Raw genomic sequence first — 17,053 nt, 5'->3', positions numbered from 1 at the left:
TGTGAATATCGGTGAGAAAGTGTGCCACGTGGCCGCCTGATTTTGGCGGTGTAAAAGTGGGCCATTTATTTTCGTTTCCGGGGATATGCCCCTGGGTTTTGCGAAAAGCGAGCCCCGGGGATGTATGGCGTGCATTTATATGAGCAGATAAGAGTAGCGGTTATTATTGACGGCATGTCGCGTCGCGCGGCGTCGCGGAAGTTCGGGGTTCACCGAGACACGGTTAACAAAGCGTTATCGCATTCAGTTCCGCCGGGTTACCGGCGCTCAAAGCCGGTGAAGCGCCCGAAGCTCGATCCCTATACGGGTGTGATTGACGCGATCCTGCAGCAGGATCTGGAAGTTCCGAAAAAGCAGCGGCACACAATCCAGCGGATATTCGACCGGTTAAAGGACGAGTACGGCTTTGACGGCGGCTATACGACGGTGCGCGATTATGTGGGCGATCGCCGGCTTGTGCTGAAGGAGGCCTTTGTGCCCTTGGCGCATGCTCCTGGCCACGCGCAGGTGGATTTTGGCGAAGCGCAAGTCGTGATCGGCGGCGTCCAGCAGACCGCGGCGGTGTTCGTGATGAGCCTTCCCTATAGCGATGACGCCTTCGTTCAGGTGTTCCCGCAGGAGACGGCGGAAGCCTGGTGCGAGGGTCATGTTCGCGCCTTCAAGTATTTTGACGGCGTGCCGCAGACGATTCTTTACGACAACTCCAAGCGGATCGTCGCGCGGATACTGGGCGACGGCAAACGCCAACGCACGCAAATGTTCTCCGGGCTGGTATCGCATTATCTGTTCAAGGACCGTTTCGGCCGCCCGGCCTGCGGCAATGACAAGGGCAAGGTGGAGAATCTCGTCGGCTTCGCCCGCCGGAACTTCCTTGTGCCGATCCCGCGGGCGACATCGTTCGAAAAGCTGAACGCCAAACTCGTGAGGGATTGCCGTAAGCGCCGCGACCGGCAAATGCGGGGCAAGGACGGAACCGTGGGCGAACGCTTTGAGGCGGACAGGTGCGCCTTCCGGGACCTGCCCGGGGGAACCTATGAGGCGTGCGACCGCCGCTCCGGTCAGGCGACGAGCCAGGCGCTCGTGCGCTACCGGCTGTCGGATTACTCGGTGCCGAGCGCCTATGCGCATCGCCAGGTGCTGATCAAGGGCTTCGTCGACAAGGTGGTGATCTCCTGCGGCGCGGAAGAGATCGCCCGGCATGAGCGCTCTTATGAACGCGACGACATTGTTTTTTATCCGCTGCATTATCTGGCGCTGCTTGAAAAGAAGCCCGGGGCGCTCGATCAGGCGGCGCCGCTCAAAGGCTGGAATCTGCTGGACTGTTTTGGCGAGTTCCGCCGGCGCGCCGAGGGGCGGATGGGCAAGCACGGCAAGCGGGAATATATCCAGGTGCTGCGTCTTCTTGAGACCTTCCCGATGAAACATGTCGAGCGGGCGGTTCGCGACGCGATGCGCCTGCAAACGATCTCCTATGACGCGGTCAAGCAATTGACGCTGTGTGCGGTCGAAAAGCGTCCGGCCCGGCTTAATCTTGAGCGCTATCCCAATCTGCCGAAGGCGGATGTGGCGACCACGAAAGCGCGCTCTTATCTGGCGCTGATCAGGGAAAGGTCCGTAGCATGAGTGAAGCGCCTGTCGTTGACGCTGCGCCGGCCCCGGAAACGAAGCCGCCGCACCTCCTGCTCGATCATTATCTGAAGACGCTGCGCCTGCCGAGCTTCAAGCGCGAATATGAAAAGCAGGCCGGATTAGCCGCTAAAGCCGGCGACGATCATGTCAAATATCTCCTGCGGCTGACAGAACTGGAGATGATCGACCGGGAGCGGCGTCTTGTTGACCGGCGCATCCGGGCGGCGAAGTTCCCGTCGGTCAAAAGCCTCGATACGTTCGACTTCAAGGCGATGCCGACGCTGAACAAGCCGCTCGTGCGCGATCTCGCCCGCTGCGAATATATTGATCGGCGCGAGAACGTCATTGCGCTCGGGCCCAGCGGCACGGGCAAAACCCATATCGCGCTCGGCCTTGGGCTTGCCGCCTGCCAGAAGGGACTGGCGGTCGGGTTCATGACGGCCGCCGCCCTCGTTCATGAACTGATGGAAGCGCGCGACGAGAAACGGCTCCTGCGGCTGCAGCGCCAGCTCGGCAATCTGAAACTTTTGATCATCGACGAACTGGGTTTTGTGCCATTGTCGAAAACGGGCGCCGAGCTTCTCTTCGAAGTGTTCTCCCAACGCTATGAGCGCGGCGCCACCATCGTCACCAGCAATTTGCCGTTCGATGAATGGACGCAAACCTTCGGTTCGGAGCGTCTCACCGGGGCGCTCCTCGACCGGCTCACCCACCACGTTCATATTTTGGAAATGAATGGTGAAAGCTACCGGCTCACGCAGGCCAAGAAGAACAAACAGGGGCCGGAAGCAAACGCTGGCGCCGAAGCGAACGGATAATCAGCGGCGGCGAAACGCCGAAAACAATGCGGAATGGACAAAAGGCGCGCCCTGACTCGAAGACGGTCAGCGCGCCTTTTGCGTCATTCCGCAGCGCCGCGCCCGCGGCCACGCCTCACCAAATAACGCTCATTCTCAAGCTGATTGTCGCTGCACCGGCCAGCCCAACTCGCCACTCAGTGGTACGTTTTTACGGCGCCAGACTGGTACGTTTTTAATCCGAGATTGACACGCAAAGCAGGCGTATCGGATGCGAGTTACTACACATGGCGTAAAAAGTACGGTGGCATGGGCAAGTCTCAGCTGAAGGAAATGAAGTCGCTAGAAAAAGAAAATGCCCGGCTGAAACGGATTGTTGCGGATCTAGAACTCGACAAGCTGATCCTCAAGGAAACGCTTGATTATCTAAAGCCCAAGGCCTGACGCTTGCCGACGTTCGTCAGGCCGTGATCCATGTGCGCCAGAGGCTTGCCACCTCTGAGCGGCGCACATGCAGGACAGTCGGCTTGGCAAGGTCCAGCTTCAATTATACTCCCCGAAATCCGGGGCGCGATGATCATGATCTGCGTCTGGCAATGATCAGGCTGACCAAAAAGTATGGGAGGTACGGGTATCGCAAGATTGCTGAGCTTCTTCGCGTAGAAGGCTGGCAGGTCAACACAAAGAAGGTCGCCCGGCTCTGGCGCGAAGAGGGCTTGCAACTCCCGCAGCGCCAGAGAAAGCGGGGGCGGCTGTATCACAAGGACAGTTCCGTGATCAGATTGCGCCCGCTTTATCAAAACCATGTCTGGAGCATCGACTTCGTCCATGATCGCCTGGCCAGCGGTCGGCCATACAAGATGCTCACAGTGCTGGATGAATACACCCGCGAAGCTCTATGTGTTGAGGTTAAAGACCGAATGGGCTCCGCAGAGGTGCTGGAGGTTTTATACCGACTGATCCTCAAACATGGGAAGCCTGAACATGTGCGCAGTGACAATGGCCGGGAGTTCCAAGCGATACACCTTCAGGAATGGCTCACAAAGGTTGGCATAAAACCTCTCTTCATCGCACCCGGGTCTCCTTGGGAGAATGGATACAATGAGCGGTTCAATGGAACCCTGCGCCGAGAGGTCTTGAACGCAGAATGGTTTGCATCCGTAAAACAAGCAAAAATCGTCATCGGAAAATGGCTCACGCAGTACAATACTGTCCGCCCTCATCAGGCCCTTGGCATGCGCCCGCCAGTCCCCGAAACCTTACAATCTAATGGCACATAAATTTGGGGCTGGACAGCTGGATTTCTCACGGCCCGGAAAGCCGACAGACAATGCCTTCATCGAGTCCTTCAATGGGCGGTTCAGGGCAGAATGCCTGTGTCCGTCGTCAGGTAATTTGAGACTTCAGGCTGCCTGACATAAGGAGGGTCTGGCACATCTGGGTTTGAGTTAAGCAGCGGATTGGGCGTGCTGCAAGCGCCGTAGTTTCATCGTCCTTCTTTTGATTTTCTCGCGTTCGAGCAGGATGGTCTGGCCGCGCCCGGTGTAGACATCTGCTGGGGTGAGGTTGTTCAGGCTCTCGTGATAGCGCTGATGGTTGTAGTAGCCGACGAAGGCGTCGATCTGTGCTTCAAGGTCTCCAGGCAGGAAGTAGTTTTCCAGCAGGATGCGGTTCTTCAGGGTCTGATGCCAGCGCTCGATCTTTCCTTGCGTCTGGGGATGGTAAGGCGCCCCGCGTGTATCCGCCATGCCCTTGCTGGCAGGATACTCTGCCAGGTCGCCAGAGATGTAAGATGGTCCGTTGTCTGAGAGTAGTCTCGGACGATGAACCACATTCGCCTCATCCAGGCCTGAAACCTCCAGTGCCAGGTTGAGCGTATCCTCAACATCGCTCGTCGCCATGCCGTTGCAGAGCTTCCAGGCAATGGTGTAGCGGGAGAAGTCATCGAGCACCGTGGAGAGATAGAACCACCCCCAGCCGATCACTTTCAGATAGGTGAAGTCGGTCTGCCAGAGCTGGTTTGGCGCGGTGGTTTTCTCCCTGAACTCGTCAGCCGCTTTCATCACGATGAAGGCCGGGCTGGTGATCAGGTCGTGGGCCTTCAAAAGCCTGTAAACACTGGCTTCCGAGACGAAGTAGCGCTTCTCATCGGTGAACGTCACCGCCAGCTCCCGGGGAGAGAGAGCCGGCTGATCCAGGGCCATTTCCAGCACCTGCTGACGCACCTCATTCGGGATGCGGTTCCACACGCGGCCAGAGCCACCACGCCGGTCTTCGAGAGCAGCCTCACCGAACCGGCGATACAGATCATACCATCTGTAAAAGGTCGGACGCGACACGCCGGTCTGCTCCAGCGTCTTCTTGACCGGCTGGTGCGATTGCTCGACCAGCCGGATGATCTCAAGCTTCTCGGAGGCGGGGTATCTCATTCGATATCCTCCCCATCCCCGGTCACGCTTTTTTTGAGGATGCGGTTTTCCAGTGTCAGGTCGGCAACGACCTCCTTCAGGTCACGCATCTCGCGCTTCAGGTCGCTCACCTCGCCGGACGTTGCCTGGCGTTCCGTATCGCCGGAGAGTCGCCTCTTGCCAGCTTCCAGGAACTCCTTCGACCAGGTGTAATACAGCCCCTGGGCGATCCCCTCACGCCGGCACAGTTCGGCAATCGAATACTCTCCGCGCAGGCCTTCCAGCACAATACGGATCTTCTCCTCGGCGGAGAATTTACGCCGGGTCTTCCGGCGGATTTCCTTCACATGTCGTTCGGCCGATCCGTCCGGCTCAGATTCCTGTCTCATCTTCGCTCCCTTGGCGGGCTACGATCTGCCAGAAATCCTCCTTAAGCAATTTGACCGATCTGTCTCATGGTCACTGACGGGGAACAATTGAGATTATTGTCGTCGCTGCAGTTCTTCTGTTCTCGTCTTCATCAGATCGAGGGCCACATCGACAATCATGTCTTCCTGGCCACCGACCATGCGGCGCCTTCCAAGCTCCATAAGGATAGTGCGGACGTCGATTCCGTAGTCCAGAGAGGCTTTCTCCGCATGCCGCAGGAAGGAGGAATAGACACCCGCATAGCCGAGCGACAACGTTTCACGATCCACCTGGACCGGGCGGTCCTGCAGGGGACGGACGAGATTTTCAGCGGCATCCATCAGCTGGAAAAGATCGCATCCGTGCTCCCAGCCATATTTGTCGGCCGCCGCGATGAACACTTCCAGTGGGGCATTGCCGGCACCTGCGCCCATGCCCGCCAGAGAGGCGTCAACCCGGATCGCACCGTGCTGAACAGCGACGACGGAGTTTGCGACACCAAAGGATAGGTTGTGGTGGGCGTGAATGCCGCGTTGCGTTTCGGGCTTGAGAACTTTGTCATACGCTTCGAGGCGAGCTGCGACATCATCCATGTTCATGGCACCCCCGGAGTCGGTCACATAGACGCAGAGGGCGCCATACTCTTCCATGAGTTTTGCCTGTTGTGCCAACTGATTCGGCTCTGCCATGTGGCTCATCATTAGGAAGCCGGAAACATCCATCCCAAGCTCACGCGCATAGGCGATGTGTTGCTTCGAAACATCCGCTTCCGTGCAATGTGTTGCCACTCGTACGGAGCGAACTCCAAGATCGTAAGCACGTTTGAGTTCGGTGATTGTACCGATACCCGGCAGGAGCAATGTTGTGACCACGGCATTCTCAACCACTTCGGCAACGGCTTCGATCCATTTCCAGTCAGTTGTCTTGCCGAAGCCATAATTCACACTGGAGCCCGCCAGACCATCGCCATGTGCAATCTCGATGGCATCGACACCGGCCTGATCCAGAGCCTTTGCGATTGTCTTGACGTGCTCGATATCGTATTGGTGACGCACTGCATGCATACCATCGCGCAACGTCACATCCTGGATGTAGAGTTTCGGGGGTGTTGTCATGCCGCTGTCTCCTTCTGACTGAGTGACACAATCCGTTCTGCAGCCTGAACCGCAGCGGATGTCATGATGTCGAGATTACCGGCATAGGCGGGCAGATAATGGGCTGCGCCTTCTACTTCGAGGAAGACAGAAACTTTGAGGCCGGTGAATTCCATGTCCTGATCCGGCAGGTAGAGTGGGCGATTGTTTCCGAACCGTTCGAACTGAACGGATTGCTTGAGGCGGTAGCCGGGAACAAAGCTGCTCACTTCATCGATCGTATGCTGGATCGAAGCCCGGATGGCGTCCTCATCTTCATCGTCGCAGAGGCAGTAGACCGTATCACGCATCATGAGTGGCGGTTCCGCCGGGTTCAGAATGATTATGGCCTTGCCGCGCTCTGCGCCGCCGACTTTCTCGATTGCGTGGGAGGTCGTTTCAGTGAACTCGTCAATATTCGCCCGTGTGCCGGGGCCGGCCGATTTTGACGCAATGGAGGCGACGATCTCTGCATAGCGAACCGGCGAGACCCTGTTTACCGCGGCAACGATCGGGATCGTCGCCTGGCCGCCGCAAGTCACCATATTGATATTTGGTTCATTGAGATGGTCGTCGAGATTCACCGACGGGATCACAAACGGGCCGATTGCGGCAGGCGTCAAATCTATCACACGCTTGCCGTGCTCACGCAGTACTTCATTGTGTCTGGCATGAGCGCCGGCGGAAGTCGCATCGAAGACGAAGACGACGTCCTTGAATTCCGGCATCTTCACAAAGCCATCTATGCCTTCAGCAGTTGTTGCAATACCCATTCGCGCAGCACGCTTCAAACCATCCGATTCCGGATCGATCCCGACCAGCGCGACGATTTCCAGAAGTTTCGACCGGCGTTTGATCTTCATGATGAGATCCGTGCCGATATTGCCGGACCCGATGATCGCGCATTTGACCTTTTCTTCCTGTTCGGCCATGGTGGTTGCCCTTTCTAGTTTGTGCTGACTGTGAAACGAACGCTTCCCAGTCCGGAAATGGTTGCTTCGAAGGCATCGCCCGCGGCGATCTCCACCATCGGTCCGAGCGCGCCGGTCAGGACCACATCGCCGGCTTTCAGGCCTTCGCCGCGCTGGGCGCATGTGCGCGCCAGCCACACGGCAGCGTTCAGCGGATGACCCAGGCAGGCGATACCCGCACCATACGAGACAGGGCGGCTGTTGCGTTTGAGAACCATGCTGGCCTCTGCAAGGTCGACACCTGTCAGCGTGCGGGCTGAACCACCAAGAACGTAAAGACCGGACGAAGCATTGTCCGCAATTGTGTCTGAAATCCTGATGTCCCAGTTGCTGATCCGGCTTCCAACGATTTCGATGGCGGGCAGGACATGGTCGACCGCCCGGATCAGTTCAGCCTGTGTAATGTCCGGCTGGTCGATATCATGTTTGAGGATAAGGGCGATTTCCGCTTCGGCCTTCGGCTGCTGCAGGTCTGAGATGGGCAGTTCGGCGCCATCCGGATATTCCATGTCCGCAAAGAGGACACCGAAGTCTGGCTGATCGACCCCCAACTGCGCCTGTACGGCTGCCGATGTCAGCCCGATCTTACGGCCCACAATCCGACGGCCCTGTTTGAGCCAGCGCTCGGTGTTGATCGCCTGTACGGCGTAGCCTGCCTCGACAGAGAGGCCGATGGTTTCGCGTAGGGGGGCGATGAATTTTCCGGTCTGATGAGCTTCGAACAGAAGGTCTGCCGCCGCCTGATACATGTCTCGTTTCACAAAATACTCTCCGGCAATTTTGATAATGCTCGGTCCCCTATGAGTTTGTGCTGTGAAAAATGGCAAGTTGCGACGACTTGATGATTCCCATAATGTGGGAAAGTGCTATGTGAGGTGGTCTATGGTCGAAGGCTCAAAATCATTGGACAAAACCCTGTTACTCCTCACCGAGTTGCTGACGTGTCCGAATGAAGCAACGGCTCTGCAACTTGCCGAAAAGTGCTGCCTGCCCAGGGCAACGGCCTATCGGCATCTCGCAGCTCTTGCGCGGCATGGGCTGATTTTCCGTGATCGGAATGGCAGCCTCTTACCCGGAACGATGCTGCTGGAAGTGTTCGATCAGGCTGATTTCTCCCGTCGATTGGGGGAGGTGGGCCGTCCTGTTGTTTCAGCTCTGGCGAAAGCAGTCGGCATGGTCTCGCATCTCGGGATTTTCGAACAGGACATGGTCACTTACCTCACCAAGTCTGAGCCGGAAGGAGAAGCCGTGTTCACGCGAGAGAGTCACCAACTTGAGGCATATTGTTCCGGGATTGGGAAAGTGTTGCTTGCCGGGCTGAGCAGTACGGAACTGGATAAATATCTATCTGAAGGTGCTTTCCCGTCACTGACAAAAAACACCATCACCGATCCGCACGCACTAGCAAAAGAAATCGGGGGTGTCCGCAAATCCGGGCACTCGGTTGATTGCGGAGAGATAGAGGACACCCTGTTCTGCCTAGCCGTTCCGGTCGTCGATCCAAAGGGCCGGACAATTGCCGGACTATCAGTTTCTGCACGTACGCAGGAACTCCTGGAGCGAGATCGACCGGCCCGATTGCTGGATTTGCAGAAAGCTTCCGAGGAAATCAGCAGGCTACTGTACTAGAAATTCGCGATTTTCCTATGCGGTGAAGCAGGCTGGGGCACAGCTGCCAATACTGTCTGTTTGGCGGCTGAAGTCTGTGCTGACGCGGTCGATCTTGCGGAAACCAGCGCGGGCTCAATCGTCTGAAGCCACGTGAAAAGTTCATGCGGAGCAATGATGTCGCTGGAAAGCGGACTTCTCGCAGATTTCGGTTGACTTACGCAAAAAAATAATTTTTTATAAAAAAAAGAACAAAACGTCTGCGGCGAGTCTTCGAGCCACATGACGATCAATCGGGAGGAGAAACATCATGCCCAATCTTCAGGGAAACGCAGTGCTTATAACGGGCGGTGCAACTGGCATCGGTCGCGCCATCGTTCGCCATTTCGCAAGTGAGGGTGCTCGACTTTGTGTGATGTGCATCAGTGATGAACAGGCAGATTCGTTGCGCGACGAATTCGGCGGGCAGGTTGCTACGATTGTTGGTGATGTACGCAATTTGAAGGATAATCAAAAAGCGGTTGCGCAGACTGAGGAGCGTTTCGGGCGTCTTGATACGTTCATCGGAAACGCTGGCGTCTGGGACTTTATCACGCCTCTGGAGCAGCAGCCAGCAGACCTGATTGAGAGTATTTGCGATGATCTCTTCGGCATTAACGTTAAAGGTTATGCGCTCGGCGCTTATGCGTGTCTGCCTGCGCTGAGGAAGTCAAAAGGTGCAATGATTTTCACCGCATCGACTTCGAGCTTTTTCACGGGTGGCGGTGGTCCCATTTATGTTGCATCGAAGCATGCTGTTATTGGCCTGATCAAGCAGCTTGCCAAAGAGGTTGCACCAGACGTTCGCGTAAACGGCGTGGCGCCTGGGGGGACGATTACGAATTTGTCTGGTAGCCCCTCTTCTCAGCATGCTGGGGCCCGCATGTCAGAGATCCCAGGCATCGGTCCGCTGCTCGAAGGCATGACGCCGCTGGGATATGCGGCGGAGCCTGAAGATCACGTTCCGTTGTATGCGATGCTCGCTTGCCGGGAGTCGTCAAAATACATGACAGGCACGACTGTATTGTCGGATGGCGGATTGGGGGTCGGTTGACGCGAGAAATAGGTCTCGGCCCATGTTCGGTTTTCGTGCGTTGAATTATAGTCTTGGGGGGGGGCAAGAGATGAGGCTCGTATCTCTGCGGGAATTGGCTTTTTTGAGCATCTGTGTCCTGCCTTTTGTTTTGTTCAGCCCGATGTCTGCCGCGCCGCAGGCGGATGAGGACGGCGGCTTGCTGTCTTCCAATATTGATTTTGCGGGAAGCGGGCGGGTGCGGCTGGTGCCCGACAATTTGTTCGCAGTGGATTTTCAGGATGAATCAACAGGCTGGGCGGGGGGCTACTACGGCACAATCCTGAAGACCGAGGATGGTGGTGAAAGCTGGAGAAAAATAGAAATTCCCTATACCGACTTGATCCGGCGCATCGATTTTTCCGATGAGCTGACAGGTTTTGCGGTGACCAGTCGCGGCCGCATCCTGAAGTCCGAAGACGGAGGCGTGTCCTGGACAGTGTCTCACACGGAAGCACACACAAATCTCCGCGACATCTATTGCCTGGATGCCCGGACCGCATGGGTCGTCGGCCATGAAGGTACAATTCTGTACACGGCGGATGGCGGTGACACCTGGGTCCGTCAGTCCCTGACGGACTTCCAGGGAAGGGATCTGCCCCGGCTTAACGGGATTGCCCGCTTCGAGAACGGCCGTCTGATCCTGGTCGGGGAATTTGGTGTTGTCGCCACGTCCACCGACAACGGGTCGCACTGGAGCGTTCTGGGTGGAGGTGAATCCTCTGTCACCTATACGTCCGTCGCCACGTGGGGCAACCACGCGATGGCGGTCGGGTTGGGGGGGGCTCTGGTCAAGGTGTCCGAGTTGCCCGGAAGCGCTCTGGAAACAGGTGAGGAACTTTCGCTTCAGATCGAAAACGTGAATTCCGGAACAGAGGAGCATCTTTTCGATCTCAGTCTTCAGCCGTCCGGCGATGGGTTGGCCGTCGGGCAGGGCGGGGTGTTGAGGCTTGTGGCCGGTGCTCCGGACTCGCATCTTGCGCCGATTGAGAGCTTGCCCGGGTTTCGCTGGTACGGCGGCGTCTCCGCGGTCGACAAAAATGGAAATTACATCGTGGTCGGATCAAGCGGGGCTCTTCTGACAGTGGAACCTGCCCGGCTTGTCGCCCATCAAATGGTTCGCTGGTGAGCAGACACGCTGCGTCTCCATCTCCAAGTATCTAGGGTTTATTGTTGTGGTAAAATTTATCTCCGATATCGTTGTCAGGTTTCCTCGTTTCATCCTGGTGCTGGCCCTGATCGTGACATCGGTGGCCGGGTATTTCGGAGCCACGGGCGTCTCTCTGAAGGTCGTCCTTGAGGACATGCTGCCGGCCAATCACCCGAATGTTGATCTGTACAAGGAATTCAGTGATCAGTTCGGTGGTGTCAACAATGTACTGATTGAGGTGCGGAGTACATCCGGTGACATCTACAATAGCGACTTTCTGGAAATCTATCGGGAAATTTCCGATGAAATCTACTTTCACGATTCAAATGTGAGGCCTCTTTTCGAGGCGGCCAATCTGCGAAAGACGCGGTCTGTTTCCGGCCGTGAAGGCCAGATCCTTGTCCATCCGCTCATGTGGCCGGAATTGCCGTCGGACGAAGCGGGTATGACGCAGTTCAAGCAGATGGTGCGCAGCCAGTTCCTCGGGGGGCTGGTGTCGCTTGATGAAACGGCAATGATGATTTCGGCCGAGTTGTCGGAAGACATCGATACAAGACAATTCATTTCATTCGTAGACGATCTGAAAGCGCAGTTTGCCGAGGAGGATGTTGTCATTTCGGTCGTCGGGAGGCCGGTTCTGCTCGGTACCGTGAAGAAGTATCTGCCTCATATGCTGCTGGTCTTTGCAGCTTCTATACTGGCCATTGCGGTCGTGCTTTATATCTACTTCCGGTGCTGGATCGGAGTTGCCGTTCCCATGCTGGTGGCGTTTGCCGTCACGATCTGGGGATTTGGTGCCATTGGAGCGGTTGGGTACAATCTTGATCCGCTTCTGCTGCTGCTTCCGTTTTTTGTATTTGCGACCGTTCTGTCGCATTCGGTTCAGTTCGTCTCACGAGTGTTCGATGAGGTCGAGAATTATCCATCCATGAGGGGCTCGGTCGGGGAAGGGCTTAAGCGGCTTCTGTTTCCGAGTACTGCTGCAGTCATTACGGATGCGGCCGGTTTTGCGGTTCTGGCACTTGTTGCAATTCCAAGTATACAGTCTCTGGCGTTCATCTGTACGTTCTGGCTGTTGACGCTGACGCCTGGAATTATTGTCGCAGCTGCCTTCATGGCTATCCTTCGCAAGCCGAAATCGTTTCGCACGACCCTGCCGGGGCAAGGTGTGCTCGCAAGGATATTTGGGCTGCGCGCCTCACGCTTCGTCTTCATGCCGGCATTCCTGATCGCCCTACTGGGGGGGGTCGTGGTCTCGCAAGGCCTGAAGATAGGCGACGCCGAAGGAAGCCCCATTCTTTGGCAGGATTCCGAATACAACAACGATGTTCGCAGGATAAACTCAAGTTTCGACAGGGTCGGCACGGATGTGATGCAGGCGTACTTTTCCGGAGACGGGGAAATCATGCTGGATCCGAGAGTATATCATCAGATCGAGGCTTTCGATCGCTACGTCTACGAGCGTGTCCCTGTCGCAACCCGGGCGCAAAGCCTGGTCCCAATTGTCAAGAATATCAACATGGTGCTCTGGGAGGGCGACCCCTCCTATCAGATCGTTCCGGATACCGAGGACGAGATCGGTCTGAACATCTACATGTTTCGTTCCGGCGGCGAGCCGGGAGACTTTGCCGCATACACGAATTCCGAATGGAGCATCGGCAAGCTCGCGATCTATACGAGTGAACACAGTGCGGACACGGTGAATGCCCTGCAGGCGGCGGGCGACCAGTTTTCAGATGAATACGCTTTCGAGGAAGATGAGCCACGAGTCCAATATGCCGGTGGCCAAGTCGGTCTCATCAAGGCCGCCAATGATGAGGTTGAACACAAGGAGAATCTGCTCCTGGTTGCGATCATAATCGTGATTGCGTTCAATCTGCTCTGGCTCTACCGGTCTCCGGCCATTGCGGCAACGATCATCCTTGTGCTGACGACATCCCATTATATTACCATGAGCGTCATGACGCTTATGGATGTAGGCATGAACCTCAATACGCTGCCGCTGGCTGCTTTGGGCCTTGGAAGGGGGGTGGATTACAGCATCTACCTCGCTGATCGGATTCGGGACGAGATGCTCCACGGGTTTGATTTCAAAGAAGCCGCAAAGCGAGCATTCAATACGTCCGGTGTCGCTGTCATTGTAACAGCATTGACGATGATTCTGCCCCTGTTGCCTTGGTACTTCCTGTCACCAATAAGGTTTCAGGCCGAAATGGGCGTGCTTCTGGCGATCATTCTTCTCTTCAACATGGTTGGGGCGCTGACGGTAGTTCCTGCTTTGATTGGCATTCTGAAGCCACGTGGGTTTCCATTTTTCCGGTCGGAATTCGAACCAGAATTTCAATCTACTGAGGATGAAAATCCGGTAGGAAACCGCACAAAATTCCAATCAATATGAGGGAGAATAGGATGACTAAAAGTGCACAAAAGTATAAATGCATGAGTGTGTCTCATTGGATACCTGGAGCGACCGCGTTGCTTGCTCTGATCGGCTTGTCGTCAACAGCAAGTGCTCAGTCGCTTTCGGATGCTCTCGGGCTTCCTGATAATGTCTGGGTCGGAGGAAGACTCACACAGGGAACCGGTGTCTATTTTGATCGCTATGGCGACGACAAGGTTGGCATTGGTCCTTCGCAGTTCGTTGCGCAAATTCAGGCAGAATGGACACCGAACAACAATGTAACAGTTGTGTCGGATTTTTGGCTGAGAGGGGACTGGTATTACGATCTGGATGACGGCGAGGCTGTTGGACCGGGCACGCCGGATTTTTCCCAAGGGCCTCCATTTCGAGATCGCTTCGATTTCCAGCTTACTGACAACGGCTCTCTCGTAATGCCGCAGCCGTTCGGCAATGATGGCAAGGAGAGTCGATTTCTCGATGATTTCGAAGAAGACATCATCCGGGAATTTTCAATTGCTCTCGCGGATTCCGAAGGGCGGGCCAATCTGAAACTTGGAAAATTTCAGCGTGGGTGGGGCCAAGCGGACGGCCTCCGGCTGCTGGATATCCTCAATCCCCAGGACCTGCGGCAGAGGTCCATTTTTGCCGATACCGAGGATCTCAGGATTTCGCAATGGAGTGCGGCTCTGGCACTTGATGTGAATGCGCTTGGTATAGGCGCACCCTTCACTGGATTGGGCATGAAAAACTCCTCGTTGGAAGTCGTCTACACTCCCATTGTGCGGCATAGCGAGTTTGTCGTGAACAATCCAACCCCAAATTCGAGCACTTCAGGGGGGCCTTTTGGCCTGCCATTCCCTCGCATGGTCGAGGGACAATCGGGCTTCGGGATGCCCTTGCTGGGAGCGAAGCTGACAGACAAGGAGACCGAGGCGTGGGAGGATTCGGAGGTCGGACTTCGACTGAAGTTCGACACCCTAGGAGGGCAGGCGACGATCAATGGATTTTATGGCTTCCAAGATCTTCCCATATTAGTCAACACGGGTGCCACAGTTCACATCGGCACTTTTCTCGGAGACGAGAATGCAATAGGTGTCGTGAATGTTCCGATTGATCTTGCGACGACGATCGGGGCCATGAATGGGCCTGGGCAATATGTGGATTTTATTCAGTCTCTTGCTGCGGGAACCGCGGCACCGGGTGACTTTCCGCTTATTCCGTCTGGCTGCTTGGACATTCTGGATCCCGCTGGCGGTGGGGTCCCGTGTTCCATAACTGCTGATTTCGACATGGATTATACTTACCGGCAAAAGACTGTAGGCTTTTCCTTTACCCGTGACATGACTGAAATTCGTCTTGGAGGAAAAGGTGTCTCTCCGGTTCTGCGTCTTGAGGCGGCCTATGAGTTCGATAAGCCTTTCAACAAAGGTACGATCGATGATCCGTTCATCCCGGGGCAAGTCATCGTCGGTACACCGGCTCTGATTACAACCCGAGAGGACACTGTTGCGGAAAGGGATCAGGTGTCTCTGTTGATCGGAGTCGACTTCAATCTCTGGGTTCCTGGCTGGGAGTCTCAGCGCAGCTCGATTTTCATGACCACCCAGTTCTTAGAAGTCTATACCGATGATACTGACGGCCTGCTCTTTCAGGCACCGTATGCGCTTACGAATGTGGAGAGGCATCAAGAATTCCTTACACAGACATATTCTAAAGGTCTGTTCAACGACAAGGTGATCCTGGATGGCTTGGCAATCTGGGACATGGATAAAGGCGGCGTCGCCTTTAGGCAGAGGATCGACTTTGCCGTAGGCGGAGGAAGCTGGAAGCCGAGAATTGAACTTGGCTATTTTGGCGGGAAGGAAGAGCAGGGCCTTTTGGGCCTCTATAAAAACTCAGACTACGTGGAGTTTTCACTGACATACCAATTCTGAAAGCCAGGATGAAGGTATGGCCACGCCAGTCTGAACAAACAAAATGGAGAGTGAAATGCGCAGTGCGAAACTGAAGAATATACTAGCCGGAGCGGCTGGGTTTGTCGCCTTGGCGGTGGCAAGCACCCCTGCCGCCCAGGCTCAAGAAGACTATATCGCCAAGTGGAAGGAGTTTGCCGCTGAAACGGGGCTGCCCGAACATCAGGCCTGGGCAGATATGCTCGACAATGATGAAACGAGAGCCCTGGAAAAGGCGTGGAGCGACTATCGCGGCTATACTGCGACGTCACTGATCGAAGCGGCTGATCTTCCTGATGATCTGAAACCGGGCCTGATCATCACGAAGGATAACCTGGCGTCCATGCCATGGTTGGCGGATTATCTGCCGCAGTTCTGGATGGACCGCCTGAGCAGTGAATGGATGGGGATTGAAGGCATCAGGATCGTACCGACGACCCACTACTACATGCAGAAGCCTTTACTCGACGCAACCAAGAAATTGGGTCCTGATCCGTTCTCGATCAACGATAAGGGAGAACTGGTCGATAAGGACGGACAGAATGGCGTTCTGACGAAGGCTGGTCTTCCCTTCCTGAATCCCAAAAATGGTGACGAGTTGAACTGGCTGTTCAATTCCCACGGCGTGGGCACGGAGGACGTTTGGTTCAACCCGGTTCTCATGACCGGCTGCAGCTCGAAGAATAAGGTCGAGCGCTCTTACACCGGAAACATCTGGTGGCGAAAGATGGCTGGCAGGGTAGGCAAGGCGCCTCTCGGGAATGTCCCCGGATTTGAAGGTGTGACAGAGGCGGGGTCCCTGCTTCTGACGTCTCCGCGAGATGTTCGCGGGCTGGCAGGCGTGCGGTTGCGTTATGCCGACGCCGACAAAGACGACAATTTCAAGCTCTTCATCCCGACCCTGCGTCGAACACGCACCCTTACAGGGACCAATGGGCAGGATCCGATCGCGCCGTCGCTTGAACTGACCTGGGATGAGTGGCGCAGCCAGTGGGCCAAGACGGACAAGCGGAAATTCAAGTATACGATGGTCAAGGAAGGCTTCGTGCTTGCCGCACCTGAGGTTGGTGCAGCCTATGACCCTTACCGTTCCGATGATGCTCGCTGCGGGCTGACAGGGATCGTGGACATGGAGCTGCGGCCTGTGTGGGTCTACGATATCGATGACCTGACAAACAGCTACCAGTACTCCAAGAAGCGCGTCTGGGTAGACAAGGAACTCTACTATACCCAGTGGATGGAGATGTTCGACCGTCGCGGGAATCTGTGGCGGGCATGGGGCGATTCACGTTGGTGGCAGCCAACCACGGGCAAAGCCATGTGGCGCACTGTTATCATTCCGAATGTCATCTCGAAACGTCATACGATAATGAGCGTGACTTCGGACTGGGAAGGTGTTGATGAAATGGATAACGCCCTCTTCGACGTCGATAAGCTGAGAGACAAGCGCTAGTCTCTCCATTTAACCGTGTCGGCGCTTCGTTT

Annotated in this window: 14 protein-coding genes and 1 pseudogene; 11 read left to right on the top strand and 4 right to left on the bottom strand. The window is 55.8% G+C overall.

The features are described 5' to 3' along the window. The first annotated feature begins 120 nt into the window (after positions 1–120). From istA to B8784_RS21940, 5 genes and pseudogenes are all read left to right on the top strand, one after another. A complete protein-coding gene (gene istA / locus B8784_RS12305) occupies positions 121–1,623 on the top strand; it encodes an IS21 family transposase (RefSeq protein WP_084398226.1) in 1,503 nt (500 codons plus the stop codon). After that, positions 1,620–2,447 (top strand): IS21-like element helper ATPase IstB, encoded by an 828-nt coding sequence (gene istB, locus B8784_RS12300; protein WP_084398227.1) that lies wholly within the window; start codon positions 1,620–1,622, stop codon positions 2,445–2,447. The genes istA and istB overlap by 4 nt, the downstream gene beginning before the upstream one ends. Before the next feature lie 225 nt (positions 2,448–2,672). Beyond that, positions 2,673–2,870, top strand: a complete 198-nt coding sequence (locus tag B8784_RS12295; RefSeq protein ID WP_158085668.1) for a transposase — start codon at positions 2,673–2,675, stop codon at positions 2,868–2,870. A 23-nt stretch (positions 2,871–2,893) separates the two neighbouring features. Beyond that, positions 2,894–3,706: an IS3 family transposase gene (locus B8784_RS12290; protein ID WP_324611933.1), complete on the top strand. Its 813-nt coding sequence runs from the start codon at positions 2,894–2,896 to the stop codon at positions 3,704–3,706. Positions 3,707–3,722: 16 nt separating this feature from the next. Further along, positions 3,723–3,803 (top strand): annotated as a pseudogene (locus B8784_RS21940) (integrase core domain-containing protein); the annotation flags it as partial. Between the two features lie 71 nt (positions 3,804–3,874). Here B8784_RS21940 and B8784_RS12280 read toward each other — a convergent pair. From B8784_RS12280 to mhpD, 4 genes are all read right to left on the bottom strand, one after another. Continuing rightward, positions 3,875–5,223 (bottom strand): IS3 family transposase gene (locus tag B8784_RS12280; protein WP_143435460.1). Its coding sequence is split into 2 segments (ribosomal slippage): positions 3,875–4,875 and positions 4,875–5,223, totalling 1,350 coding nucleotides; the frame shifts between segments, so codons are not numbered across the junction. A gap of 93 nt (positions 5,224–5,316) precedes the next feature. Further along, the gene (gene dmpG / locus B8784_RS12275; protein ID WP_084398247.1) at positions 5,317–6,357 is read right to left on the bottom strand and encodes a 4-hydroxy-2-oxovalerate aldolase; all 1,041 of its coding nucleotides are present in this window, start codon (positions 6,355–6,357) and stop codon (positions 5,317–5,319) included. After that, complete coding sequence (locus tag B8784_RS12270) at positions 6,354–7,307, bottom strand: acetaldehyde dehydrogenase (acetylating) (RefSeq protein ID WP_084398246.1); 954 nt, start codon at positions 7,305–7,307, stop codon at positions 6,354–6,356. Before B8784_RS12270 ends, dmpG begins: the two co-directional genes overlap by 4 nt. 14 nt (positions 7,308–7,321) lie before the next feature. Next, positions 7,322–8,107: a 2-keto-4-pentenoate hydratase gene (gene mhpD, locus B8784_RS12265; RefSeq protein WP_324611932.1), complete on the bottom strand. Its 786-nt coding sequence runs from the start codon at positions 8,105–8,107 to the stop codon at positions 7,322–7,324. Between the two features lie 121 nt (positions 8,108–8,228). On the opposite strand from mhpD, the gene B8784_RS12260 reads away from it, so the two are divergent. From B8784_RS12260 to B8784_RS12235, 6 genes are all read left to right on the top strand, one after another. Further along, entirely contained in the window at positions 8,229–8,975 is a 747-nt protein-coding gene (locus tag B8784_RS12260) for an IclR family transcriptional regulator (RefSeq protein ID WP_084398244.1), read from the top strand. A 289-nt stretch (positions 8,976–9,264) separates the two neighbouring features. Further along, a complete protein-coding gene (locus B8784_RS12255) occupies positions 9,265–10,047 on the top strand; it encodes an SDR family NAD(P)-dependent oxidoreductase (protein ID WP_084398243.1) in 783 nt (260 codons plus the stop codon). Between the two features lie 70 nt (positions 10,048–10,117). Further along, positions 10,118–11,194: a WD40/YVTN/BNR-like repeat-containing protein gene (locus B8784_RS12250; RefSeq protein ID WP_158085666.1), complete on the top strand. Its 1,077-nt coding sequence runs from the start codon at positions 10,118–10,120 to the stop codon at positions 11,192–11,194. After that, entirely contained in the window at positions 11,166–13,613 is a 2,448-nt protein-coding gene (locus tag B8784_RS12245; protein ID WP_084398241.1) for an efflux RND transporter permease subunit, read from the top strand. Before B8784_RS12250 ends, B8784_RS12245 begins: the two co-directional genes overlap by 29 nt. Before the next feature lie 11 nt (positions 13,614–13,624). Next, positions 13,625–15,550, top strand: a complete 1,926-nt coding sequence (locus B8784_RS12240; protein WP_143435459.1) for a hypothetical protein — start codon at positions 13,625–13,627, stop codon at positions 15,548–15,550. 55 nt (positions 15,551–15,605) lie between these two features. Continuing rightward, positions 15,606–17,021 (top strand): outer membrane lipoprotein-sorting protein, encoded by a 1,416-nt coding sequence (locus tag B8784_RS12235; protein WP_158085665.1) that lies wholly within the window; start codon positions 15,606–15,608, stop codon positions 17,019–17,021. The last annotated feature ends 32 nt before the right edge of the window (positions 17,022–17,053 follow it).

Source organism: Henriciella aquimarina (assembly GCF_002088975.1).
In the GTDB taxonomy this organism is placed as follows: domain Bacteria; phylum Pseudomonadota; class Alphaproteobacteria; order Caulobacterales; family Hyphomonadaceae; genus Henriciella; species Henriciella aquimarina.
Note: the sequence above shows the minus strand (reverse complement) of the source record. Positions and strands in the feature narration are given on the sequence as shown.